The organism is Pseudoxanthomonas fibrivorans, from assembly GCF_041464125.1.
Taxonomy (GTDB): domain Bacteria; phylum Pseudomonadota; class Gammaproteobacteria; order Xanthomonadales; family Xanthomonadaceae; genus Pseudoxanthomonas.
On the sequence record NZ_JBGNUG010000001.1, the window covers coordinates 1,193,335 to 1,215,710 of the forward strand.

Below are 22,376 nucleotides of genomic sequence, written 5' to 3' on the forward strand. Positions count from 1 at the left end.
CCCGTCATGAAATCGATCTGCGTCTATTGCGGCTCCAACGCCGGCAGCAAGCCGGCCTACACCGAACGCGCCATCGCCCTGGGCGACCGCCTGGCCCGCGACGGCATCCGCCTGGTCTACGGCGGCGGCAACGTCGGGCTGATGGGCATCGTCGCCAACGCCGTGCTCGAGGCCGGCGGCGAGGTCACCGGCGTGATCCCGCAGCAGCTGGCCGACTGGGAGGTCGCGCACCGCGGCCTGACCGAACTGCAGGTCGTCGGCTCCATGCACGAGCGCAAGATGCGCATGTTCGACCTGTCCGACGGCTTCGTCGCCCTGCCCGGCGGCTTCGGCACCCTGGACGAGATGTTCGAGATGCTGACCTGGCGCCAGCTCGGCATCGGCGACAAGCCCTGCGCCTTCCTCGACGTCGACGGCTTCTACGCGCCCCTGATCGGCATGATCGACCGCATGGTCGAGGAGCGCTTCCTGCACCCGGACCAGCGCGCCGACCTGTGGCACGGCAGCGACATCGACGCGATGCTGGAATGGATGAACGCGTACGAGCCGGCGCAGGCGAGCAAGTGGATGGATGAGAAGCGGCGGAAGTCGCTGCGGTAGGGGCGACGTCGGGAGGACCCCTGGCCGTGCTTCCTAGAAGCACGGCGTCGCCGCCTACGATCTGAGTTAAGCCGTGCCGCGAAACGGCATCGGCTTGGACGAATTGCTAGGCAGCATGCTCGATTTCCACACGTACGACCTCCAGAGATGCCGGAAGCAGCGAAAACGGCAATGGGTTGGCTGCATACACATTCTCGTAGATCACTATCTTGGCGCCGGCGGTTGTGCGGCGGAGATGGCCGACACCACTGAACGAAGTATTGAAGCCTTCCCGAAGAGTTGAGTTGCGGCCGTGAAAGGCGGGGGTTCTCTGCAGACTCTGACGATGAATACGCACAGTGAGCTCGCCGTACATGGCACTCAGAAAGTCATGTTGTTCGGTTCCGAACAGCTGGAGCGGATCGACCGTGTTGTGAACCAACAGGATAGCCGGCATGCCCGCTTTCGCCGCTTCCCGGATCTGCGGCCGGGCATCTGCGATCTTTTGGCGGATGTGCGAGCCAACAGTTCTTGAGCTCACACCGCCCGGATTGAAGCCCCGAGTGCTTTCAATCTGCTCAATTTCGACCGCGACGCTAATTTCGCCTACGGTTAAGTGATAGTCCGGAGTCTTCGACGCGCCCTCGGGAACGCGACACCAGTTCAAGGAATAACGCGTGGCGAATTCCTCAAACAAGCGCTCAGATGCTGTCTCCATGATCTCGCTCGCTGAGCCATTGGACTTGCTGCCTAACTCATGAATTAAGCCGCGCCGCGAAGCGGTGTCGACTTGAATTGTTAGCACCCTATACAAATGGCGAGGCTGCACCAGATCTTACTCGGGCCAAGCGAATATCATAGCTGTAGGCAATAGATATTCTGAAGTTGCGGCTCGGGTACGCGCTGACGATGGCCTGCGAATTCCCTGTGAGGTGTCCAATAGTGATTAGGGTTGGAGGGAGATGTTGCGTAGCGCCAGCTTTTAGGAACTCTGGCTTGATCTCGTGAACAATCCCAACGAACTGTGCGAGCAGCATCGGATAGACGACCAGCTTTTTTGTCTCTGCGAACGTGATGAGATCGGAGTTTTCGACGCGAATCCAAGCGACCGCCGGCTTTGAATATGGGACGGAACTATTCTTTGTGATACCAACATCTACGCAATAGATTCCGTCATCATGGGCTCCATTGACCATCAAATTCATTCTGATCTCGAACTTCTCACCCGCTAGTTCGCAAGCGAAGTACGAAAAATTCCAAGGGTAGCCTCTTGTGGATGTCTTTACGACGAAGCCACGTTTGCCCTTGGGGTTCACGGCATTGACCGACGCTCCTAGAGAACGATAGTGCTCTGCAATGCCCGTGACTGAAGCAAGCTCGAGAAGTTGTGTTTGGCTAGAAGCAATTAGTCGAAAGCCACCAGAGTGCTTTGAAATTACTCGTTTTACGGCATCTCTTACATTAGCGAAGTTCATTCGCTACCGCCTTAGCCATTTCACTGAAGCTGAGCTGCACTACGCTCAGAATTTGTGACTCCCTCAGTGCGTTCTCCAGATCAGTAAGCAAGGCTTGAAGCTGTTGATGTGGCTCTGACCCGCGTGAGAATGACCGCCCGGCAATAGTTATGGCGGGTGAGTCAGATCGCGCAAGTAGCGTTGCTGAATTGTCCAGAGACCAATAGGAGGAAGAGACGATGGAAAAGAGCTTTCTCACCCCTGCGAAGAAGGTGATGTGATCTTCAAATGCTCTGGTGAGTTCAATGCCTTGATCTTTGGCTATGGCTGGCGCTGCCATTTTTACGCTCTCCGCATAGCCTAGAACCTGTTCCCTCAGCGACGGAGGGAGCTTCTCTGTCATTTCAATGAGAAGAGCGATGCTCATAGGGCGCTAACGCCAGAATTAAGCCGCGCCGCGAAGCGGCGTCGGTTTGAATGAATTGTTAGACATCACTTCTTGACCGCGTAGTGCTTATCAAACTCTGCCACGATGTTCGGATTGTAGAAGTCCTTCCTGGTCCCATTGGGATTACCAGGGTCAAGTAGTCGTGGCTTGCAAAAACGCTCATCCGTCTGGAGAGGCTTGCGCAACTTGTGGAAGTGATTGTTTGCGAGGAAGTCCGAATACCGCGTGCGTAGGTGTTTGCAAAGTCGGTCGTAGTCCCATGGGTACTTCTCGCGAATGTCTTCCTCGCTCAGCGTGACTTTGAGCGCATCTTGGTCCTTTGATATTTGAACTTTAGTGCTAGATGTAGAGGATCGTTCCATCTTGAGACTAAGGCGAAGCGCTACGGCGAAGTCGGTTGGTTGCTTTACTTCAGCGGATACGAGAGCGGAAAGGTGTTTAATTATTCTGCTCTCGTCAGGAGAGACAACGATCGCCTCACTGACACCTCCAGCCGCAAAAGATAGTGGCAGTACTAGGCTAAGTGAAGTCGTGAGATCACGAGAGAACCACTCTTTGGCAATGAGCAGGAAGTTATGTACGCATCCGCTGGCAATCTCTTGAATCTGAGAGGCAAGAACCGAACTAGGGGTTACATAGTGAACGGAGTTGTCGCGAATGGCTACGAGCGCGAGGAGATTCGTCTTGATTTCCGGCGCGATTTTACTCTTGCCAGAGCTGAGCTCATTCAGACAGACCCCCAGGCTAATGGTCTGATAGTTGCCCGTCCGATTTTTCTTCAAGTAGAGTTTTTTTGATGGGCGACCAGATTTCAGCTTCTTTGGTTCGTAAACACGAATGCTGCGTATGTCGTTGTTGTTGGCTTTCAGAACGGCAGCTTTGAGAAGCAATTCCCATGCGTTAAGCGCAAGGATTGAGAAAACTTCCTCTCGGTACGGGAAGCAAGGCTTGTTGTAGATCTCGACTGCCGCAACCATCGCTGCCTCGGCTTTGTCGACGAAACGCTGGTGAGTTGCCGGTCGCATAAGTGATGTCTAACGCCTGAATTAAGCCGAGCCGCGAAGCGGCATCGGCTTGAATGAATTGTTAGACCGCATGGTAGTAAGCCGTCCAGACCCTTGAGCCCACTAGAAGAAGAAAGCCAAGAACAACTAGGCGGTTCCGCGAGGCGTAAGTGGCCTCTGCTCGGCGACCAGCGGACTCCATTTGCTTGTTGATGCTAGGTAGTGCCTGCTCAATTGCTGCAATCTCGGCTTGGGCGTGCTGCAGTGAGTAGATTTGTCCTGTTGCCGAATTCAAGAAGGTCGAGCCACTTGAGATCTGCTGAGTTAGCAGCCCGCGCTGCTCGTTAGCTCTCAAGTATTTATGATTGAGCCGTGTAAGAAGGATTGTCGACTCGACGCGAAAGAAGCCGCAGAGCGCTGAGCCGAATAGCGCGGCCAATGCGACAAGTTCCAAGGTTTTTGGATTTGCCCCAATGACTTCCGCCTCAAAGCCATTCGCAATGTAGGCACAGAGGGCGCCAAGAATGCCAAGTACGAAGTAGTCGAACTTCTCTGCAGAAGTTCGCCAGGTGTCATAAAGGCGGTCGCTGCGTTCTATGGACATGCGGTCTAACACCAGAACTAAGCCGTGCCGTGAAGCGGCATCGGCTTGAATGATTTGTTAGCCCCTGGCTCAGAAGACAGGAGAAGAGTAAAGGTCAGACCTTCTTACCGTGCATTTTAAGCCGTATCTGCCCGCTACGTTTGAAACCAGCTCCATGAGCCAAGCCGGTGACGTAGGGCTGACGTGCACTGTATCAATAAGCGAATCGAGCGATACTTCAACGTTACGGCCTGAAGTGTCGTTCGGCCTTCCCACTGCAATTTGATTGTTCTCGACAGGCAAGTCTTGGATCACTGCACGCACCTCGCGTTCATGCTCGAACGAACTGCGCTTGTGAACAAAGGGATAGAAGGTGTTGCCTTCCGGGAGCCACTCCGTCTGGTAGTCAATGTAGCGGACCACACCTAGGTAAGCATCCCCCGATAGCGCTGCGGCCAACTTTTCATATGTCGTTTCGATCGCGACTGCTTCGTCGGTTTTCGCGTAGAGGTCCCACATGGCCGCAGATTCGAACTGGTTGGCGTGCCAGCAACTTATGTACGTCCATTCCCGGATCCATTTGGCGAAGCGTTCTTGTTGTTCGAGCATGCGCTCGCGTTGCTCTTGGGGAAGGTCCTTATAGATCTGAGGACGCAACGCCACGTTGGCTTTCGAGTAGGAACCCTCGAATGGATCACGGAATAAGTCTGCTCTGCAGAAGAACAGACTGGAATGGTCTAAGAGGGCCACAAACTTCGTGAAGTCCATGTACTTCCACAGCCTAATAGACTGAGTATCTGGCTGTGGAAAGCAGGGGTGTTGGGTGTCAGCGGGCATCAGATGGTCCGGAAAGGCCTAACGCTCAAGTTAAGCCGAATTGCAGCGCGTAGCCGGCCACATGGCAAGCTCTTTATGCCATGTGGCCGGCATAGTGATGCAGTTTCGGCTTGAACGCACTGTTAGGCCGCCGCCTCCCTAGCGGTGGATATCGAACCCCAACTTTTTTGCGATTTTCTCAAGCATGGTCGCGGTGTCGTAGTAATCCATCGTGCCAACGACGGTGCCACATGAGGTGCACTGAATAAAGTAGATCTTGAAGCGAGAGCCGCGCGGCTCGTTAATCTTGATCTCAAAGGAGCTAGAGCTGCATTTGGGACAAGCTGAGGTAGCCATAGGTGAGCCTTTACCGGTTGAGTGCCAAAAACGTACAGCCAAACGGTCTCATGAAGCGAGACCACGCAGCGGCCTAACGCTTGAGTTAAGCCGACTTGCGAAGCAAGTTCGGCTTGAATGAATTGTTAGGCGGCATAGCCTAGCGCTCCGACGTTGGTGGATAACCAAAACCGCTACTCCAAGATGCCCGAGTAGTTGGGTCTGACCGCATTATGCCCAGGAAGTATTGGCAGGCTTCCGCCTCAGTGTCGAACGAAACTTTCCCTGTCTCAAGGCCACGCTCGCTATAGAACACGTGCCATGAATTTCCCTCTTGGCGCAGGCATCGCGCCTCATCCGCATAGCCGTCAGTCAACGAGTACGCGCGCCCGTTAAAGCCTTCGTCGACCAGAATCTTGCGTAGCTCGCTTTTATTCATCAGCTACGAAGCTCCGACATGCCGCCTAACGCCTGAATTAAGCCGAGCCGCGAAGCGACTTCGGCTTGAATGAATTGTTAGGCATCTGCCGAAAGAGCTTGCCAGAATTACGCCATAGTGCGCGATCAATGATCTCAGCGAAATCGCGGCGCGGTAAGACATGAGGCCGTCCTAGCGCGGAGTACTCGGCATAGAAGTCCTGACAGATCTCCTGAACTAGGGCCCAGCCGCCCGTGCGCGCCATGATCCGCTCGGAATCGAGAGGGGCGTCGCGCGGGGCAACAAAGATGTTATCTCCATCGTGACGACTGATGGTAAACGCAAGACGGCAGTTGTCATTCTCAAAGACATCGCAACCGAACTCCGGCCCTTCTGAGCGTGAGATCCGGACAAAGCCCATCTCACCCAGTAGCGGGCCATGCTCTAGCTCGGGAAGGGATTGTGCTGACCTGTCCATAGAGGCCTAACGCCTGAGTTAAGCCGACTGGCGAAGCCAGTTCGGCTTGAATGAATTGTTAGGCCCTGGTCGCAGCTGCCCGATTGCGAAGACCCGCACGCTAGTTCCCCTCCCGAATGCGGGCTGCCTTGGCGAAGTGCCGATTGACGAAGCGCGCAAACAGCCGAAGGCACAGTAAGTAAGCGACCGCGACCAAGACGAACCAGATGCCGCCTCCAAAGAATGCCTTGAGCTGATAGTAGAAAGCACTGAATAGAAGAACACCAGCAAGGTAGATGGCGAATTGCATGCTCTCTCTCGTGGCCTAACGTCCGAGATAAGCCGACTGGCGAAGCCAGTTCGGCTTGATTGAGTTGTTAGAGGGCTCACTTTGTACAGTAAGCAACTGCAATGCTGTCGTCCCCAGGAGTGCACACCATCTTGCCCGGCTGTGAATTGCTGTCACACAGCATGCCAGACCAGCGCTTGTGACTCTCACACGAATCAAGATCCTTAAATCTTGCAGACACAAAGCAACTGCCGCCACCGGCACTGCATATTACGTAGCGAATAGGGGTCTCCCCCTTTGCCGTCTCCGGCTTATCGTCGTGATTTTGATCGGGAGCGCAAGCTGCAACCCAAAGCAAGAGAGCCGTCGCTAGGAGGTGACCTTTCATGAGCCCTCTAACGCCTGAGTTAAGCCGATCCGCGAAGCGGGTTCGGCTTGAATGAATTGTTAGACCTGCTACCCATGACCATGATGGAACCCGCCTTTGACGGTTGAAGTCGGCCCACTAAGCTCGTCGTGTAGCGACTCAAGGATAGCTGCGATGGAATCGGGAGTTGGCTGCCCATACCGCTCTTGAAGCGCGTTGGCGATGTGCCTGATCGTATCCGCGAGGAAGATTCCCCACGCGGGTGCTTCTTCGCGGCCGTTGTCCTGCCATAGGCCGACGTTGATCGTGCAGTGCTGTCCTTTCTCAGCGATCCAGGCACTGAGCATCTGGATGGCCTTCTCGTCTCGCTGCGCTTCTGGTGGGATGACTAGTGGCTTCATAGCAGGTCTAACGCCTGAGATAAGCCGACTGGCGAAGCCAGTTCGGCTTGATTGACTTGTTAGGCGCTCGCATCGCCTGCTCCTGAAGTGAGATAGCGCGCAAGCGCCCCGGGCTGGCCATTGAGGCCTTGCACATGGTCATGGATAGCCTCGAGCGCCAAGAAACCGCCATGCCCATAAATGAACTTAGACTCTTCAATTGTGAGTTGGCGACCGAGCATGTCGGTGCAAAGTTCTCCGATCTTGCTTTGCCAGTCCGCCACAAGCTGCTCGTTGTCCATAGCGCCTAACGCCGGAGTTAAGGCGTGCCGCGAAGCGGCATCGCCTTGAACGAGTGGTTAGGCCGGCGACCCATCAGGCAAGAAGCCTGGATAGCCGAAGCGCCAGCCTGGTGATTGTGCGAGACGCGCGCCGACCGAACGCCTTCCCCGCGCCCGACCCGCTGCGATGCCGCACGCCAACGATCCATTGCGATTCCCCTACCGAAGTCCGACGACCCGCCCCAAAACACGAACGCCACAACCCGCCTAACTACCAGTAGACCCCCAGCAGGGGCGTAGCACGGAGTCTGGCGGCGGCCTGAGATGGCGTCAACGAAGAAACTCCTTGGCGATCAAGGAGGTGGGCGGTTACTGCACGCGAACTGCTAGCCGCCGGGGGAATTAGGCGGTCAGGCCACCGCGATATCCGATAGCAGAGCGGCGAACACCTACTATTTCTCTACCGACGACCGCTCTCGAAGACCTCATGCACGTGAGTGCGGACGCGACCCCGTCGCACTCGACTGGGGAGCCGCCAGTCCCACGCCGGCCTATCCGGCGTGCTGGACACATGTCTTCGGGGGGGAATAGAGGGCGACGGCCCTCCCCTCGCCGCCCTCCAAAAATGCGGGCAGGCGCGCTCTCCCTGCCGCCTCGGCATCGACCAAGCTTTGCATCTCCCGCCCCAGCCGCAAGAATCACGACATGCAACCCGGCCCCCGCCGGGACGGAGCCCGGACCATGGCCAGCGTGCCCGCCACCTTCCCCGCCTTCCGCATCCACAGCGATGACGCCGGTTACCGCAGCGGCATCGAGCCGGTGTCGCTCGACGACCTCGCTCCCGGCGAGGTGGTGGTCAAGGCCGCCTGGTCCTCGGTCAACTACAAGGACGCGCTGGCCGGGACCGGCAAGGGCAAGATCCTGCGCCGCTTCCCGCTGGTCGGCGGGATCGACGTCGCCGGGCACGTGGTCGCCTCCACCGATCCGAAGTTCCGCGAAGGCGACCCGGTGCTGGTCACCGGCTGCGGCCTGAGCGAGACCCGCGATGGCGGCTACGCGGCCTATGCACGGCTGCCGGCCGAGTGGGTGGTCGCGCTGCCGCGCGGGCTGGACCTGCGCCAGGCGATGGTCCTGGGCACCGCCGGCTTCACCGCCGCGCTCGCCCTGTACCGCATGCGCGAGAACCGGCAGCGCCCGGAGCTGGGGCCGCTGGCGGTCACCGGCGCCACCGGCGGCGTGGGCTCGCTGGCGGTGGCGATCTTCAGCCGCGCCGGCTACGAGGTGCACGCGGTCAGCGGCAAGGCCGACCAGGCCGCGTACCTGAAGTCGCTGGGCGCGCGCGAAGTGCTCGGCCGCGACGCGCTGCAGGCCAGCCGCCCGCTCGAGTCGATCCGCTTCGGCGGCGGCCTGGATAACGTCGGCGGGCCGATGCTGGTCAGCCTGCTCGCGCAGACCGCGCCCTACGGCAACGTCGCCGCCGCCGGCCTGGCCGCCACGCCCGCGCTCGACGCGCTGACGGTGATGCCCTTCATCCTGCGCGGGGTGTCGCTGCTGGGCATTGGCTCGGCCGGCACCGCGCGCGACATCCGCGACGACATCTGGGCGCTGCTGGCGGACGAATGGAAGCCGGCGCAGCTGGACGCGATCTGCACCCGCGAGGCGACCCTGGCCGAGCTGCCGGACGTGTTCGCCACGATGCTCGCCGGCGGCTCGCTGGGGCGCACGGTGGTGCGGCTGGACTGAGTCCACGACGCGGCGCGGCGGCATCGCCCCGCGACGGCCGGGTCCGGCCCTGGCGGGCACGGCGCGGCTCGGGCCGCGCGCCGGTGTACGGCGCGCGGGCGCCAGGTTCCAGGGCCTGCGATCGCCGCCCGGCTCCTCGCGGACGATGCCTTCCGGCTTGCGCGCAAGGCTCCCAGGCCTGCGCGCAAGGCAGAAAGCACCAGCCGCAAGGCTCCCCGGCTTGCACGCAAGGCTCCAGGGCTTGCGCGCAAGGCTCCGAGCCCTGCGCGCAAGGCAAAAAGCCCCGGCCGCGAGGCTCCCGGCCTTGCGCGCAAGCCTCCAGGCCCGTGCGCAAGCCTCAAAGCCTTGCGATCGCAAGGCAAAAAGCATCGCGCGCAAGGCTCGATGGCTTGCGCGCAAGGCAAAAAGCCTTGCGATCGCCGCTGAGGCGTTGCGCGCAAGGCTCCGGGCATTGCGACCGCAAGGCTCCACGGTTTGCGCGCAAGGGCGCGAGCCTTGCGAACGGGGCTTTCCGGCTTGCGTGCAAGGCTCCAGGCCTTGCGCGCAACGCTTCCGGGCTTGCGTGCAAGCTTCCGGACCTTGCGCGCGGTGCTCCGGGCCTTGCGCGCGCACCCATCCGTTGCCCGTCCGCAGCCCGGAACCGCACCGCGGGCCGGCAGCGCCGTGGACCGGACGCCCCGGGCGCGGCCCGCCGGCCTTGCAGAACCCGGGCCGGACGGTGGACATGGACCTCCCCCATTGACGGGCGCGATATTTCGACTATTCTGGAATTATGGAAACCAACCTCACCCTGAAAGCCCTCGCCGCCCTCAGCCACGAAACCCGGCTGGCCGCCTACCGCTTCCTGGTCCAGGCCGGCCCCGACGGCCTGCCGGTCGGCGAGCTGCGCGAGCGGCTGGCCGTCCCCGCCGCCACCCTCACCGCCCACCTCAACACCCTGCGCGCCGCCGACCTGGTCCACGACCGGCGCGACGGCCGGGTGATCCGGGTGCGGGCGAATTACGCGCGGATGAACGGGCTGGTCAACTACCTCACCGAGAACTGCTGCGGCGGCGCCACCGCCTGCGACCCGACCCCCTGCTGCACCCCCGACCAGGAGTGATCCGCATGAACCGCTTCCACGTGCACCTCAACGTCACCGACCTCGACGCCAGCCTGCGCTTCTACACCGCGCTGTTCGCCGCGCCGCCGAGCGTGCTCAAGCCCGACTACGCCAAGTGGCTGCTGGACGACCCGAGGGTCAACTTCGCCATCTCCCACACTGGCCAGGCCGCCGGCCGCGAGCCCGGCATCGCCCACCTCGGCATCCAGGCCGGCGACGCCGACGCGCTGGCCGACCTGGGCCGGCGCCTGGACGCCGCCGGCGGCAGCGTGCTGCCGGAACAGGCGGCCACCTGCTGCTACGCGCGCTCGGACAAGTTCTGGACCGAGGACCCGCAGGGCACTCGCTGGGAGACCTTCCACACCTTCGGCGACGCGACCACCTACCACGCCGGCGGTGATGCCAGCTGCGCGACCGGCGGGACCGACTGCGCGCCGCAGGCGCCGGTGGCCGGCCATGCCGTCGCCGCGCCGGCGAAGGCCGCCGGCTGCTGCACGCCGGCCTCCGGCTGCTGCTGAGGGCTCGCGATGACGCCGCATCGTCACCGCGTGCTGTTCCTGTGCACCGGCAACTCCGCGCGCAGCGTCCTGGCCGAAGCCACGCTGCGCGCGTGGGCTGGCGGACGCTTCGAGGTCTTCAGTGCCGGCAGCCAGCCGGCCGGACGGGTCAACCCGTTCGCGCTGGCGCAGCTGGAGGCCGAAGGCATCCCGACCACCGGCCTGCGCAGCAAGTCGTGGGACGAGTTCGCCACGGCGGACGCGGCGCCGATGGACCTGGTCGTCACCGTCTGCGATGCCGCGGCGACGGAAACCTGCCCGGTGGTGTTCGGCGATTTCCTGCGCGCGCACTGGGGCCTGCCGGACCCGGCCGCGGTCGAAGGCAGCGACGCCGACAGGCGCGAGGCGTTCGCCCAGGCGCACCGCATCGTCAAGGCGCGGCTGCTGGCCCTGCTCGCGCTGCCGGCGCAGACGTGGAACGACCGCGCCGCGCTCAAGGAAGCGCTGGACCGGATCGGCTTCGTCCAGCCCGCGGACGAGGACGGCGACGGCGACGGAGCGACCGCGCATGGATGAGGCCGCCGCGCCCGCGCGGCGCATGCCGGTGTTCGAGCGCTGGCTGACGCTGTGGGTCGCGCTGTGCATCGTGCTGGGGACCGCGCTCGGCCACCAGTTCCCCGCCGCGTTCGCGCGGCTGGGCGCGGTGGAGGTCGCGAAGATCAACCTGCCGGTGGCGCTGCTGATCTGGCTGATGGTCGTGCCGATGCTGCTGAAGGTCGACTTCGGCGCGATGCGCGGGCTGCGCCGGCACTGGCGCGGCATCGGCGTGACCGTGTTCGTGAACTGGGCGGTCAAGCCGTTCTCGATGGCGCTGCTGGGCTGGCTGTTCCTGCGCCATGTGTTCGCCGGCTGGCTGCCCGCCGACCAGCTCGATTCGTACATGGCCGGGCTGATCCTGCTCGCCGCCGCGCCGTGCACGGCGATGGTGTTCGTGTGGAGCCACCTGTGCCGCGGCGACGCCAACTTCACCCTCAGCCAGGTCGCGCTCAACGACGCGATCATGGTGGTCGCGTTCGCACCGCTGGTCGCGCTGCTGCTGGGCCTGTCCTCGATCGTGGTGCCGTGGGACACGCTGCTGCTGTCGGTGGCGCTGTACATCCTGGTACCGGTGGCCGTCGCGGTGCTGCTGCGGCGCTGGCTCCTGGCCCGCGGTGGCCAGGCGCGGCTGGACGCGGTGCTGGCGCGGCTGTCGCCGTTCTCGCTCGGCGCGCTGCTGGCGATGCTGGTGCTGCTGTTCGGCTTCCAGGGCCGGCAGATCATCGAACAGCCGCTGGTCATCGCGATCCTGGCCGTGCCGATCCTGGTCCAGGTCTACTTCAACGCCGGCCTGGCCTACCTGCTCAACCGGCGCCTGCGCGTGGCCCATGAAGTGGCCGGGCCGTCGGCGCTGATCGGCGCCAGCAACTTCTTCGAACTGGCGGTGGCCACCGCCGTGGGCCTGTTCGGCATCCAGTCCGGCGCCGCGCTGGCGACGGTGGTGGGCGTTCTGGTCGAGGTGCCGGTGATGCTGTCGGTGGTGGCGATCGTCAACGCGACCCGGCCGTGGTATCTGCGCGGGGCACGGCGCGCGCTCGCCGCCGAATGAGCGGACACGGGCGCTTGCGTGCATCGCGCCCGCGAAATTGTGTAACCGCGGCGGGCCCGCCTATCCTGCGCCCGTGCCCGTTTCCATCCGCCGCCGCTGGATCTCCGGACTGCGCGCCAGCCTGCTGCTGGTGTTCGCGCTGGGCCTGTTCTGGCAGTCGCTGCTGGGTCCACTGGGCGACCTGCACGAGATGATGGCGCACGGCGGCGGCGAGACGGCCCATCCGGCCGGGCTGGATATCCACGCCGAATCGGCGCCCGCCGAAACGACTGGCGCGACGACCGGCGAGGCCGGCATCCCGCATGTGCTGCTGCACTACGCCCACTGCTGCGGCCACGTAGTGGGTATGCCCTCGGTCGCGTTCGACTACAGGCTGCCCGCACCGGCCGCTTCGAAGCTGATGCTGCCGGACACGGCGCGCATTCCGGCCGCCCACCTTTCCGGTCCGTTCCGTCCTCCGATCCAGGCCTGACGCCCGGCTGGCCTTTGGCCAGCGATCCGTCACCGTCCCCATCGGAGCCTCCACATGCCTGTGCGATTCGCGGCCGCTGCCGCGTGGATCGTCGCGTGCGCCGTCGCCTGTCCGGCGCTGGCCGCCGATCCCGATCCCGTTCCCGCGCCACCCCTCACCCTCGACGACGCCTTCTCGCGCGTGTCGCAGGCCCACCCCGACCTGCGCCTGTTTGGCGCGCGGACCGACCTCCTGCTCGCCGAACGCGACCAGGCGGTGCTGAAGCCCGCGCTGCGGGCCGGACTCGACATCGAGAACGCACTCGGCAGCGGCGACACCCGCGGCTTCGATGCCGCCGAGGTCACGCTGAGCCTGGCCGGGGTGTTGGAACGCGGCGGCAAGCTGGATGCACGCCGTGCACTGGCCCAGGGCCGGATCGACGCCCTCGCGATCCAGCGCGAAGCGCAGCGCCTGGACCTGCTGGCCGAGACCGCGCGGCGCTACCTGGCCGTGGCCTTCGCGCGCGACCAGGGCGACATCGCCCGGACCGACGTGGAGCAGCGCCGGCGCACCGTCGCCGCCGCGCGCCACCGCCACCAGGCCGGCGCCTCGCCCGAGTCGATCGTGCTCACCGCCGAGGCGGCGCTGGCCCGTGCGGAAATGAACGTCGACCGCGCCGCCCAGCAGGAACAGGCCGCGCGCCAGCACCTGGCCGCGCTGTGGGGCGAGCGCGATCCGGAGTTCCGGATCGCCGCGGTCGATCCACTGGCACTCCCGGCGCTGGCGGACCTGCCCGAACTCGCCGACTGGCTCGAACGCACGCCCGAGCTGGCCCGGTTCGTCGACGAACAGCGCATCGGCGAAGCGCGCCTGCAACTGGCGCGTGCGGCGGCGACGCCGGACCTGGACTGGCAGCTGGGCGTGCGGCGGTTGCAGGAAAGCGACGACACCGCGCTGGTCGGCCGTGTCTCGCTGCCGCTCGGCGGCGCCCGCCGCGCGCAGCCGCAGGTCCGCATCGCCGAAGCCGAACTGGCCGCGCTGGGCCTGGAGCGCGCGTCGCGCGGCATCTCGCTGTACTCGACCCTGGTCGAGGCGCACGGGCGCTATCGCGTCGCGCAGCGGGAAGTGCAGCGCACCGCGCAGGACGTGCTGCCGCGCCTGGCCGGCGCCGAACGCGCCGCCGAGCGCGCGTATCGCGCCGGCGCCACCAGTTACCTGGAATGGGCCCAGCTGCAGTCCGAGCGCACCGCCGCGCAGCGGCAGCAACTGGATGCCGCGCGGGAAGCCCAGGCCGCCCTCATCGAGATCCAGCGCCTGACCGGCCAGCCCTTCGTGGCCGCCGCCGGCGCCCCCGCACAAGGAACCGCCCCATGAACCGTTCGCTCACCCTCGCGCTGCTGCTGGTTGCGCTGCTCTCCGCCTGTGGCCGCGACCCGGCCGGCGGCGGAGATGCCCACGACCCCGGCAGGGAAGACGCCGGCCACGGCCATGACGGAGGCGCGCCGACGGATGCCGGCCACGGCGAGCCCGGCCACGAAGACGAAGGCCATGGCGGTGAAGAAGCCGGCCATGCGCACGGCAAAGGCGAAGCAGGCGAAGCGCATGCCGATGCCACCACGATCGACCCGGACATCGCGCACGCGGCCGGCATCCGGGTCGCCGAGGCGGCGCCGGGCACCATCGCCGACGAGCACGAAGTGCAGGGCCTGCTGACGCCCGTCGAAAGCCGGCTCGCCCAGGTGGCCGCGCGCTACCCCGGTCCGATCCGCCGCCTGGCGGTAAACGTCGGCGACCGCGTCCGCGCCGGCCAGGTGCTGGCCACCATCGAGAGCAACCTCAGCCTGTCCAGCTACAACGTGACCTCGCCGATCCCCGGCGTCGTGCTGGCGCGCAACGCCAGCGTCGGCGGCATCGCCGCCGAAGGCGCGCCGTTGTTCGAGGTCGCCGACCTGTCGCAGCTGTGGGTGGACCTGCACATCTTCGGTTCCGACGCCGGCCACATCGTGCCCGGCGCGCCGGTCGCGGTGACCCGCCTCAGCGACGGCGTCACCGCGCAGACCACGCTCGAACGCGTGCTGCCGGGCACCGCCACCGCCAGCCAGAGCACGGTCGCACGCGCGGTCCTGGCCAACGACGATGGCCTGTGGCGCCCGGGTTCGGCGGTCAGGGCGCGGATCACCGTCGAGCGGCAGCCGGCCGCGCTGGTCGTACCGCTCACCGCGCTGCAGGCGCTGGAGCAGCGTGACGTCGTGTTCGTGCGCGAGGGCGACCGCTATACCGCGCACCCGGTAAAGCTCGGCAAGCGCGATGCGCGCCAGGTCGAGGTACTCGATGGCCTGGAGGCTGGCGACGATGTCGTGGTCGAGCAGAGCTACCTGATCAAGGCCGACATCGAGAAGGCGGGGGCCGCGCATGAGCACTGACCCCGCGCTCCCCACCAGCACGCTCCCCACCAGCACGCTCACCCCACCGGCCGGCGCGCTCGAACGCATCATCGGCTTCGCCATCGCCCATCGCTGGCTGATGCTGGCGCTGACGCTGGCGCTGGTCGCGGTCGGCGCATGGAGTTTCCGCCAGCTGCCGATCGACGTCACCCCCGACATCACCAACGTGCAGGTCCAGGTCAACACCGCCGCGCCCGGCTATTCGCCGCTGGAAGCCGAGCAGCGGGTGACCTTCCCGCTGGAAACCGCGCTGGCCGGGCTGCCCGGGCTGGATTACACCCGCTCGCTGTCGCGCTACGGGCTGTCGCAGGTGACCGTGGTGTTCAAGGACGGCACCGACCTGTATTTCGCCCGCCAGCAGGTGGCCGAGCGCATCGCCCAGGCCAGGTCGCAGCTGCCCGGGGGCCTGGATCCGGAAATGGGTCCGATCGCCACCGGCATGGGCGAGATCTTCATGTACATCGTGCAGGCCGATGCGCAGGCGCGCAAAGCCGACGGCACGCCATGGACGGCCACCGACCTGCGCACGCTGCAGGACTGGGTGATCCGCCCGCAGCTGCGCAACGTGCCCGGCGTGACCGAGGTCAACACCCAGGGCGGCTTCGCCCGGCAGGTCCACATCACCCCCGATCCGGCCCGCATGGTCGCGCTGGGCTTCACCTTCGATGATGTCGTCCAGGCGGTGGCGGCCAACAACCGAAACGTCGGCGCCGGCTACATCGAGCGCAACGGCCAGGAATTCCTGGTCCGCGCGCCGGGGCAGGTCTCCGACCTGGATGGCATCCGCGACATCGTCCTCGACCGCCGCGACGGCGTGCCGATCCGGGTACGCGACGTGGCCGACGTCGGCGAAGGCCGGGAGCTGCGCACCGGCGCGGCCACGCTGGACGGCGACGAAGTGGTGCTCGGCACGGTGTTCATGCTGGTCGGATCCAACAGCCGCGACGTGTCGCAGGCCGCGGCCGCACGCCTGCGGGAAGCCAACCGCAGCCTGCCGGCCGGGGTGTCGGCAGTGCCGGTCTACGACCGCACCTCGCTGGTGGACCGCACCATCCGCACCGTGGCCAGGAACCTGGTCGAAGGCGCGCTGCTGGTGGTGGTCGTGCTGTTCCTGCTGCTGGGCAACTTCCGCGCGGCGCTGATCACCGCGGCGGTGATCCCGCTGGCGATGCTGTTCACCCTCACCGGCATGGTCCGCGGCGGCGTCTCCGGCAACCTGATGAGCCTGGGCGCGCTGGACTTCGGCCTGATCGTCGACGGCGCGGTGATCATCATCGAGAACTGCCTGCGTCGCTTCGGCGAACTGCAGCACCGGCTGGGCCGGCTGCTGTCGGAAGGAGAGCGCCTGGCGACCACCGCATCGGCCACCGCCGAGGTGATCCGCCCCAGCCTGTTCGGACTGGGCATCATCACCGCGGTGTACCTGCCGATCTTCGTCCTTACCGGCGTGGAAGGAAAAATGTTCCACCCGATGGCCATGACCGTGGTGCTCGCGTTGACCGGCGCGATGCTGCTGTCGCTGACCTTCGTGCCCGCGGCCATCGCCCTGTTCCTGCGCGGCACGGTCGAGGAGCAGGACACCCGGCTGATGCAGTGGGCGCGCAGGGCCTACCAGCCAGTGCTGGGTTGGGCGTTGCGCCGACGCGCGCTCGTGTTCGCCGGCGCGGCCGTGCTGCTGGTGGCCTGCGGCCTGGTGGCGACACGGCTGGGGTCGGAGTTCGTGCCGAGCCTGGACGAGGGCGACATCACCGTCCATGCGATGCGCATTCCCGGCACCAGCCTCAGCCAGGCGGTCGCGATGCAGGCCAGCCTGGAGCAGACCTTCGCCGCCTTCCCGGAAGTGGAGCGGGTGTTCAGCAAGATCGGCACCGGCGAGGTGGCCAGCGATCCGATGCCACCCTCGGTGACCGACACCTTCATCATGCTCAAGCCGCGCCAGGCCTGGCCCGACCCGCGCAAGCCCAAGGCCACCCTGCTGGAGGAACTGGAGACCGCCGCGCGCCGCCTGCCCGGCAACAACTACGAGTTCACCCAGCCGATCCAGATGCGCATGAACGAGCTGATCTCCGGCGTGCGCGCGGACGTGGCGGTCAAGGTGTACGGCGACGACCTGGACACGCTGGTCGAGGTCGGCCGCCGGATCGAAGCGGTGGCCGCGACCATCGACGGCGCGGCCGACGTGCGCATGGAGCAGGCCGAAGGGCTGCCGATGCTGACCGTGACGCCCGATCGTGCCGCGCTGATCCGTTACGGGCTCAATCCCGGCGACGTGCAGGACACGGTGGCGATGGCGGTCGGCGGCGAAGTGGCCGGCCAGCTGTTCGAGGGCGACCGTCGCTTCGACATCGTGGTGCGCCTGCCCGAGCCGCTGCGCCAGGATCCGGCAGCGCTGGCGGACCTGCCGATCCCGCTGGGCGCGGGCGGCAACGACGACGAATCACGCAGCGTCGCGCGCTGGGCCGCCGGCGAACCACGCACGGTCCCCCTGCGCGAAGTGGCGAAGATCGAGACCGTGCTCGGCCCCAACCAGGTCAACCGCGAGGATGGCAAGCGCCGCGTGGTGGTCACCGCCAACGTGCGCGGACGCGACCTGGGCGGTTTCGTCGCCGAACTGCAGGATGCGATCGGTGCACGGGTCGAGTTGCCCACCGGTTACTGGATCGACTACGGCGGCACGTTCGAACAGCTGATCTCGGCCGGCCAGCGGCTGGCCATCGTGGTGCCGCTCACCCTGCTGGTCATCCTGGCGCTGCTGTACTGGGCATTCGGCTCGATGAAGGACGCGGCGATCGTCTTCACCGGCGTGCCCCTGGCGCTGACCGGCGGCGTGGCGGCGCTGGCGCTGCGCGGCATCCCGCTGTCGATCTCGGCCGGCGTGGGCTTCATCGCGCTGTCGGGCGTGGCCGTGCTCAACGGCCTGGTGATGATCAGCTTCATCCGCAAGCTGCGCGAACAGGGCGACCCGCTCGACCGGGCCGTGTCCGACGGCGCGCTCGGCCGCCTGCGGCCGGTGCTGATGACCGCGCTCGTGGCCTCGCTGGGCTTCCTGCCGATGGCACTGAACGTGGGGCCCGGCTCGGAGGTGCAACGGCCACTGGCGACCGTGGTGATCGGCGGCATCGTCTCCTCGACGCTGCTGACCCTGGTGGTGCTGCCCGCGCTGTACCACTGGCTGCATGGCCGCGCGCGGCGGGAGGACTGAACCGGGCGGGGAAGCCGGCCTGCTCGCCGCGCGCCGGCCTTCCGGAAGGCGCGGCGGGCGGGCGCCGCGCTACGGCTGCAGCAGCGGATACACCCGCACGTAGTCGACCTCCATCCACGCCGGGAACGCGTCCGGGTCCACGCCCTGCGCGCCGCCCCAGTCGCCGCCGACGGCGAGGTTCATCAGCAGGTGGAACGGCCGGTCGAAGGGCCAGGCGTCCGGGCCGGTGCCCTCGTTGGCGAACTCGAACACCGGGGCGTCGTCGATGTAGCCGCGGATCCAGTCGGGGGTCCAGTCCACGCGGTACCGGTGGAACTTCGTGGCGTGGTCGTCGACGCGCGCCTGCTTGCCGCGCTGGGTCCTGATCGTGTGGTTGTAGGCCTGGGTGTGCACGGTCACGTGGACCTGGCCGGGGTCGTACCCGACGTGTTCCATGATGTCGATCTCGCCCGAACGCGGCCAGCGCCCATAGTGCTGCTCCGTCGGCAGCATCCACAGCGCGCCCCAGGTGCCGCGGCCGACCGGCAGGCGCGCGCGGAATTCGATCCGCCCGTAGAGGAAGTCGCCCTTGCCGCGCGAGACCAGCCGCGCGGAGGTGTAGGTGGTCTGGCCGGCGCGCTTGAAGCGGCGCGCCACGATCGCCAGCACGCCGGCTTCGACGAAGGCGTTGCCGAGCTGGTCGGTGTAGTGCTGCAGCTCGTGGTTGCCCCAGCCGGTGCCGCCGAGGTCGTAGCCCCAGCGCGCCGGGTCGGGCGCGCCCTGGTAGTCGAACTCGTCCTGCCACACCGGCGTGTCGCCGAAGCGCCATTCGCGCGCGGGCGCGGCAGTGCCCGGTGCCTGCGCCATCGCCGCCTGCATCGCAACCAACGCCATCGCCGCAACCACCACCCCGGCGGCGAACGCCCGGCGCCCCGCCCCATTCCAGCGCATCCGCATGCTGCTCCCCTGCCCCGTGACCGCGATGCAGGCGATTCTAGTGCGCGACAGCGCCGCGGCGTTGCGACGCAGCGGGCGCCGGCATGGCGATGCCGCTACGCTGGGCGCATGACCTTCGATCACCGGCGACATCGCGTCGCACGCATGGGCGCGGTGCGGCGGGTGGCCTGCCTGGCACTGGCCATCCCCCTCGCGCTCGCCGCTCCCGCCACCGTCCATGCCGCCGACCATGCCGCCGCCCGCGCCGCGGACGGGGCCACGCAGGCGCCGCGGCCGGCGCTGCTGGTGTTCACCCGCACCGCCGGCTGGCGCCACGACTCGATCCCGCAGGCGGTGGACGCGCTGCGCGACCTGGCCGCGCAGGCCGGGCTGGAGGTCGTGCACAGCGAGGACCCGGCGATGTTCGACGAGGCGCGGCTGCGGCGCTTCCGCGCGGTGGTGTTCGCCAACACCACCGGCGAGGTGCTCGATGCCGCGCAGCAGGCCGCGTTCGAGCGCTACATCGCCGGCGGCGGCGCCTTCATGGGCGTGCACGCGGCGGCCGACACCCACAAGCGCTGGCCCTGGTACGGCGACCTGGTCGGCGCCTGGTTCAAGGGCCATCCGCCCGGGTTGCAGCGCAGCGGCGTGCGCTTCGAGTCCGGCCGCGGGCCCGACGGCCGCACCCACTGGCAGGTCACCGACGAGCTGTACAACTACCGGCGCAACCCGCGCCCGTCCGTGGACGTGATCGCCACGGTGGACGAATCGGCCTACGCGGGCGGCACGATGGGCGCGGACCATCCGATCGCCTGGTGCCACGCCGGCGCCGGCGGCCGCGCCTGGTACACCGGGCTGGGCCACGCCCAGGCCCTGTATGCCGACCCGGTGTTCCGCGCCCACCTGCTGCGCGGCCTGCGCTACGCCACCGGCCAGTCCGACGCCTGCTAGCGCCGCGCACTGTGCGGCCGGTCAACGTTCCGGGCCCGCCGGGGCCGCGCGGCGGGCGGAGGCTTCCGGCGGCTTCACGCAGGCACTACACTCCGGCGCAGGGGAAATACCGGGGACGCACCATGGCACGCATCCTGATCGTGGACGATTCGCCTTCCCAGCTCATGGGGATCCAGCGCATCGTCGAGAAGCTGGGACACGAGACTCTCACCGCCGAAGACGGCGCCGCTGGCGTGGAAGTGGCCAAGGCCGAGCTTCCCGACCTCATCCTGATGGACGTGGTCATGCCCAACCTCAACGGGTTCCAGGCCACGCGCACGCTCAGCCGCGAGAGCACCACGCGCGACATCCCGGTGGTGCTGGTCACCACCAAGGACCAGGACACCGACCGCATGTGGGGCATGCGCCAGGGCGCGCGCGCCTACCTGACCAAGCCGTTCTCCGAGGCGGACCTGTCGGAGGTCATCGGCCGCCTGCTCGGCGGCGAGGCGCTGCAGACCGGCGAGGCCTGACCGGCCTCAGTCGCCGAAGGCCTCGGCCAGGTCGCGGTAGGCCTGCCGCTGCGCGTCGGTCGCCGGCGCCGGCGCCTGCACTTCCAGCTCCACGATCTGGTCGCCCGGCTGCTCGCCGGGCAGGCCGCGGCCGCGCAGGCGCAGCTTGCGGCCGGCGTCCGAACCGGCCGGGATCTTCAGTTCGACCGGACCGCCCAGGGTCGGCACGCTGACCGTGGTGCCCAGCGCCGCCTGCCACGCCGGCAGCGGCAGCGTGTGCAGGACGTTGCGGCCGTCGACCTCGAACTGCGGGTGGGCCAGGTACTCGATCTCCAGCAGCAGGTTGCCGCCGCCGTTGCCCTGCCCGCCCAGCCGGATCGACTGGCCGGCGCGGATGCCCTTGGGCACCTTCACTTCCAGCTGGCGGCCGTTGAGCGTGATCCGCACGCTGTCGCCGCGGTAGACCGCCTCCAGCGGCACCGCCAGCTTGGCGCGGGTGTCGCCGCGCGGCTGCGGGCCGGCGCCGGGCCGCGGACCGCCGGCGCCACGCTGGCGCGCGAACAGGCTCTCGAAGAAGTCGCTGAAGCCGCCGCCGCCGGGCGCGCCGCCGCGGCCGCCCATGTCGCCGAAGATCTCGTCGAAGTCGAAACCGGCGCCGTCGAAGCCGCCCGGCGGCGGATGGAACTCCTGGCCGGGACGGTAGCCGCGCGCGCGCAGCTGGTCGTAGGCGGCGCGCTTCTGCGGGTCGCGCAGCGCCTCGTAGGCCTCGCCGATCGCCTTGAACCGGTCCTCGGCGTCGGCTTCCTTGCTCACGTCCGGATGGTACTTGCGCGCCAAGCGGCGGTAGGCCGACTTGATCTCCGCCTCGCCGGCGCTGGGTTCGACCCCGAGGATCGCGTAGTAGTCCTTGAATTCCATCATTCACCACGACTGGCTGGGTGCCGCGCGTGCGCCGCACGGCACCGGAAACAGGAAGGCCCGCGGCGCGGGCGCCACGGGCCTGATTCTAGGCGGTCGCCCGGCGCCGGCGCGAACCGGCGGCGGGCCGCGGTGCCCCGCGAGGGAGCACCGGGCGTGGCATCACTGCACTTCGATGCGGCGCGGGGTGGCCTGCGGGCGCTTGGGGATGTCGATGCGCAGCACGCCGTGGCGGCCGCTGGCGGTGATCCCGTCGGCGTCGGCGCTGTCGGGCAGCGCGAAGCGGCGGTGGAACGCGCCCCACGCGCGCTCGCGGCGCGAATAGCCCTGGCCTTCGCCCTCCTCGCCGGCGCGCTCGCCCTTGAGGGTGAGGATGCCCTTGTCCATCTGCACCTCGATCTCCTTCGGGTCCACCCCGGGGATGTCGGCGAAGATCACGAAGCGGTCGGCTTCCTCGCGGATGTCCACCCGCGGGGCCCACTGGCTGGTCACCACGTCGGAGGGATCGGCGCCGGCGTCGCCGAAGAAGCGCTCGAACACCTGGCGGAACTCATCCTGCAGGTGGCGGCCGGAAACGGGGTTGTAGCGGACGATGGCCATGGAGG

At 66.5% G+C, this 22,376-nt stretch carries 24 protein-coding genes; 12 read left to right on the plus strand and 12 right to left on the minus strand.

Translation table 11 applies throughout. From position 1 onward, the window contains the following. Positions 1–6: 6 nt before the first annotated feature. The gene (locus ACA089_RS05640) at positions 7–600 is read left to right on the plus strand and encodes an LOG family protein (RefSeq protein ID WP_372014310.1); all 594 of its coding nucleotides are present in this window, start codon (positions 7–9) and stop codon (positions 598–600) included. Positions 601–706: 106 nt separating this feature from the next. Here the strand turns inward: ACA089_RS05640 and ACA089_RS05645 are convergent, their stop codons facing one another. The 9 genes from ACA089_RS05645 to ACA089_RS05685 all read right to left on the minus strand — a co-directional run bounded on the left by ACA089_RS05645 (position 707) and on the right by ACA089_RS05685 (position 7,433). Continuing rightward, the gene (locus ACA089_RS05645) at positions 707–1,276 is read right to left on the minus strand and encodes a hypothetical protein (protein ID WP_372014312.1); all 570 of its coding nucleotides are present in this window, start codon (positions 1,274–1,276) and stop codon (positions 707–709) included. Positions 1,277–1,385: 109 nt separating this feature from the next. After that, positions 1,386–2,054, minus strand: coding sequence for a hypothetical protein (locus ACA089_RS05650; protein ID WP_372014315.1), 669 nt, complete (start codon positions 2,052–2,054; stop codon positions 1,386–1,388). Beyond that, on the minus strand, positions 2,041–2,460 hold the full coding sequence (locus ACA089_RS05655; protein WP_372014318.1) for a hypothetical protein: 420 nt from the start codon (positions 2,458–2,460) through the stop codon (positions 2,041–2,043). Before ACA089_RS05655 ends, ACA089_RS05650 begins: the two co-directional genes overlap by 14 nt. A gap of 65 nt (positions 2,461–2,525) precedes the next feature. Beyond that, positions 2,526–3,506: a DUF3644 domain-containing protein gene (locus ACA089_RS05660; protein WP_372014320.1), complete on the minus strand. Its 981-nt coding sequence runs from the start codon at positions 3,504–3,506 to the stop codon at positions 2,526–2,528. Between the two features lie 61 nt (positions 3,507–3,567). After that, on the minus strand, positions 3,568–4,089 hold the full coding sequence (locus tag ACA089_RS05665) for a hypothetical protein (RefSeq protein WP_372014323.1): 522 nt from the start codon (positions 4,087–4,089) through the stop codon (positions 3,568–3,570). Positions 4,090–4,158: 69 nt separating this feature from the next. Then, positions 4,159–4,836 (minus strand): hypothetical protein, encoded by a 678-nt coding sequence (locus ACA089_RS05670; RefSeq protein ID WP_372014326.1) that lies wholly within the window; start codon positions 4,834–4,836, stop codon positions 4,159–4,161. Between the two features lie 1,380 nt (positions 4,837–6,216). Further along, positions 6,217–6,405: a hypothetical protein gene (locus ACA089_RS05675; RefSeq protein WP_372014329.1), complete on the minus strand. Its 189-nt coding sequence runs from the start codon at positions 6,403–6,405 to the stop codon at positions 6,217–6,219. Positions 6,406–6,840: 435 nt separating this feature from the next. After that, positions 6,841–7,152 carry a DUF5076 domain-containing protein gene (locus tag ACA089_RS05680; protein ID WP_372014332.1) on the minus strand — a complete coding sequence of 104 codons (312 nt, stop codon included), beginning with the start codon at positions 7,150–7,152 and terminating at the stop codon, positions 6,841–6,843. Positions 7,153–7,211: 59 nt separating this feature from the next. Next, the gene (locus ACA089_RS05685) at positions 7,212–7,433 is read right to left on the minus strand and encodes a hypothetical protein (protein ID WP_372014335.1); all 222 of its coding nucleotides are present in this window, start codon (positions 7,431–7,433) and stop codon (positions 7,212–7,214) included. A 720-nt stretch (positions 7,434–8,153) separates the two neighbouring features. On the opposite strand from ACA089_RS05685, the gene ACA089_RS05690 reads away from it, so the two are divergent. The 9 genes from ACA089_RS05690 (at position 8,154) to ACA089_RS05730 (ending at position 18,496) form a co-directional block, all read left to right on the plus strand. Next, on the plus strand, positions 8,154–9,155 hold the full coding sequence (locus ACA089_RS05690) for a YhdH/YhfP family quinone oxidoreductase (protein ID WP_372014338.1): 1,002 nt from the start codon (positions 8,154–8,156) through the stop codon (positions 9,153–9,155). Between the two features lie 772 nt (positions 9,156–9,927). Beyond that, complete coding sequence (locus tag ACA089_RS05695) at positions 9,928–10,257, plus strand: ArsR/SmtB family transcription factor (RefSeq protein ID WP_372014340.1); 330 nt, start codon at positions 9,928–9,930, stop codon at positions 10,255–10,257. Positions 10,258–10,262: 5 nt separating this feature from the next. Next, on the plus strand, positions 10,263–10,775 hold the full coding sequence (locus ACA089_RS05700) for an ArsI/CadI family heavy metal resistance metalloenzyme (RefSeq protein WP_372014343.1): 513 nt from the start codon (positions 10,263–10,265) through the stop codon (positions 10,773–10,775). 9 nt (positions 10,776–10,784) lie between these two features. Further along, a complete protein-coding gene (locus ACA089_RS05705) occupies positions 10,785–11,330 on the plus strand; it encodes an arsenate reductase ArsC (protein WP_372014345.1) in 546 nt (181 codons plus the stop codon). Positions 11,331–11,352: 22 nt separating this feature from the next. Beyond that, positions 11,353–12,399, plus strand: a complete 1,047-nt coding sequence (arsB, locus tag ACA089_RS05710) for an ACR3 family arsenite efflux transporter (protein ID WP_372017677.1) — start codon at positions 11,353–11,355, stop codon at positions 12,397–12,399. 73 nt (positions 12,400–12,472) lie between these two features. Beyond that, positions 12,473–12,871 carry a hypothetical protein gene (locus ACA089_RS05715; protein ID WP_372014348.1) on the plus strand — a complete coding sequence of 133 codons (399 nt, stop codon included), beginning with the start codon at positions 12,473–12,475 and terminating at the stop codon, positions 12,869–12,871. 54 nt (positions 12,872–12,925) lie between these two features. Further along, positions 12,926–14,224 (plus strand): TolC family protein, encoded by a 1,299-nt coding sequence (locus ACA089_RS05720; RefSeq protein ID WP_372014350.1) that lies wholly within the window; start codon positions 12,926–12,928, stop codon positions 14,222–14,224. Next, positions 14,221–15,273: an efflux RND transporter periplasmic adaptor subunit gene (locus tag ACA089_RS05725; RefSeq protein WP_372014353.1), complete on the plus strand. Its 1,053-nt coding sequence runs from the start codon at positions 14,221–14,223 to the stop codon at positions 15,271–15,273. The genes ACA089_RS05720 and ACA089_RS05725 overlap by 4 nt, the downstream gene beginning before the upstream one ends. Then, the gene (locus ACA089_RS05730; protein ID WP_372014354.1) at positions 15,263–18,496 is read left to right on the plus strand and encodes an efflux RND transporter permease subunit; all 3,234 of its coding nucleotides are present in this window, start codon (positions 15,263–15,265) and stop codon (positions 18,494–18,496) included. The genes ACA089_RS05725 and ACA089_RS05730 overlap by 11 nt, the downstream gene beginning before the upstream one ends. 69 nt (positions 18,497–18,565) lie before the next feature. Here ACA089_RS05730 and ACA089_RS05735 read toward each other — a convergent pair whose 3' ends face one another. After that, complete coding sequence (locus ACA089_RS05735; RefSeq protein ID WP_372014357.1) at positions 18,566–19,369, minus strand: glycoside hydrolase family 16 protein; 804 nt, start codon at positions 19,367–19,369, stop codon at positions 18,566–18,568. Positions 19,370–19,540: 171 nt separating this feature from the next. On the opposite strand from ACA089_RS05735, the gene ACA089_RS05740 reads away from it, so the two are divergent. Next, complete coding sequence (locus ACA089_RS05740) at positions 19,541–20,362, plus strand: ThuA domain-containing protein (protein ID WP_372014360.1); 822 nt, start codon at positions 19,541–19,543, stop codon at positions 20,360–20,362. A gap of 122 nt (positions 20,363–20,484) precedes the next feature. Beyond that, on the plus strand, positions 20,485–20,874 hold the full coding sequence (gene pilH, locus ACA089_RS05745) for a twitching motility response regulator PilH (RefSeq protein WP_372014362.1): 390 nt from the start codon (positions 20,485–20,487) through the stop codon (positions 20,872–20,874). Between the two features lie 6 nt (positions 20,875–20,880). Here pilH and ACA089_RS05750 read toward each other — a convergent pair whose 3' ends face one another. Together ACA089_RS05750 and ACA089_RS05755 are read right to left on the minus strand one after the other, a co-directional pair. After that, on the minus strand, positions 20,881–21,771 hold the full coding sequence (locus ACA089_RS05750; protein ID WP_372017679.1) for a DnaJ C-terminal domain-containing protein: 891 nt from the start codon (positions 21,769–21,771) through the stop codon (positions 20,881–20,883). Between the two features lie 162 nt (positions 21,772–21,933). Continuing rightward, entirely contained in the window at positions 21,934–22,371 is a 438-nt protein-coding gene (locus ACA089_RS05755; RefSeq protein WP_372014365.1) for an Hsp20/alpha crystallin family protein, read from the minus strand. Positions 22,372–22,376 lie beyond the last annotated feature (5 nt).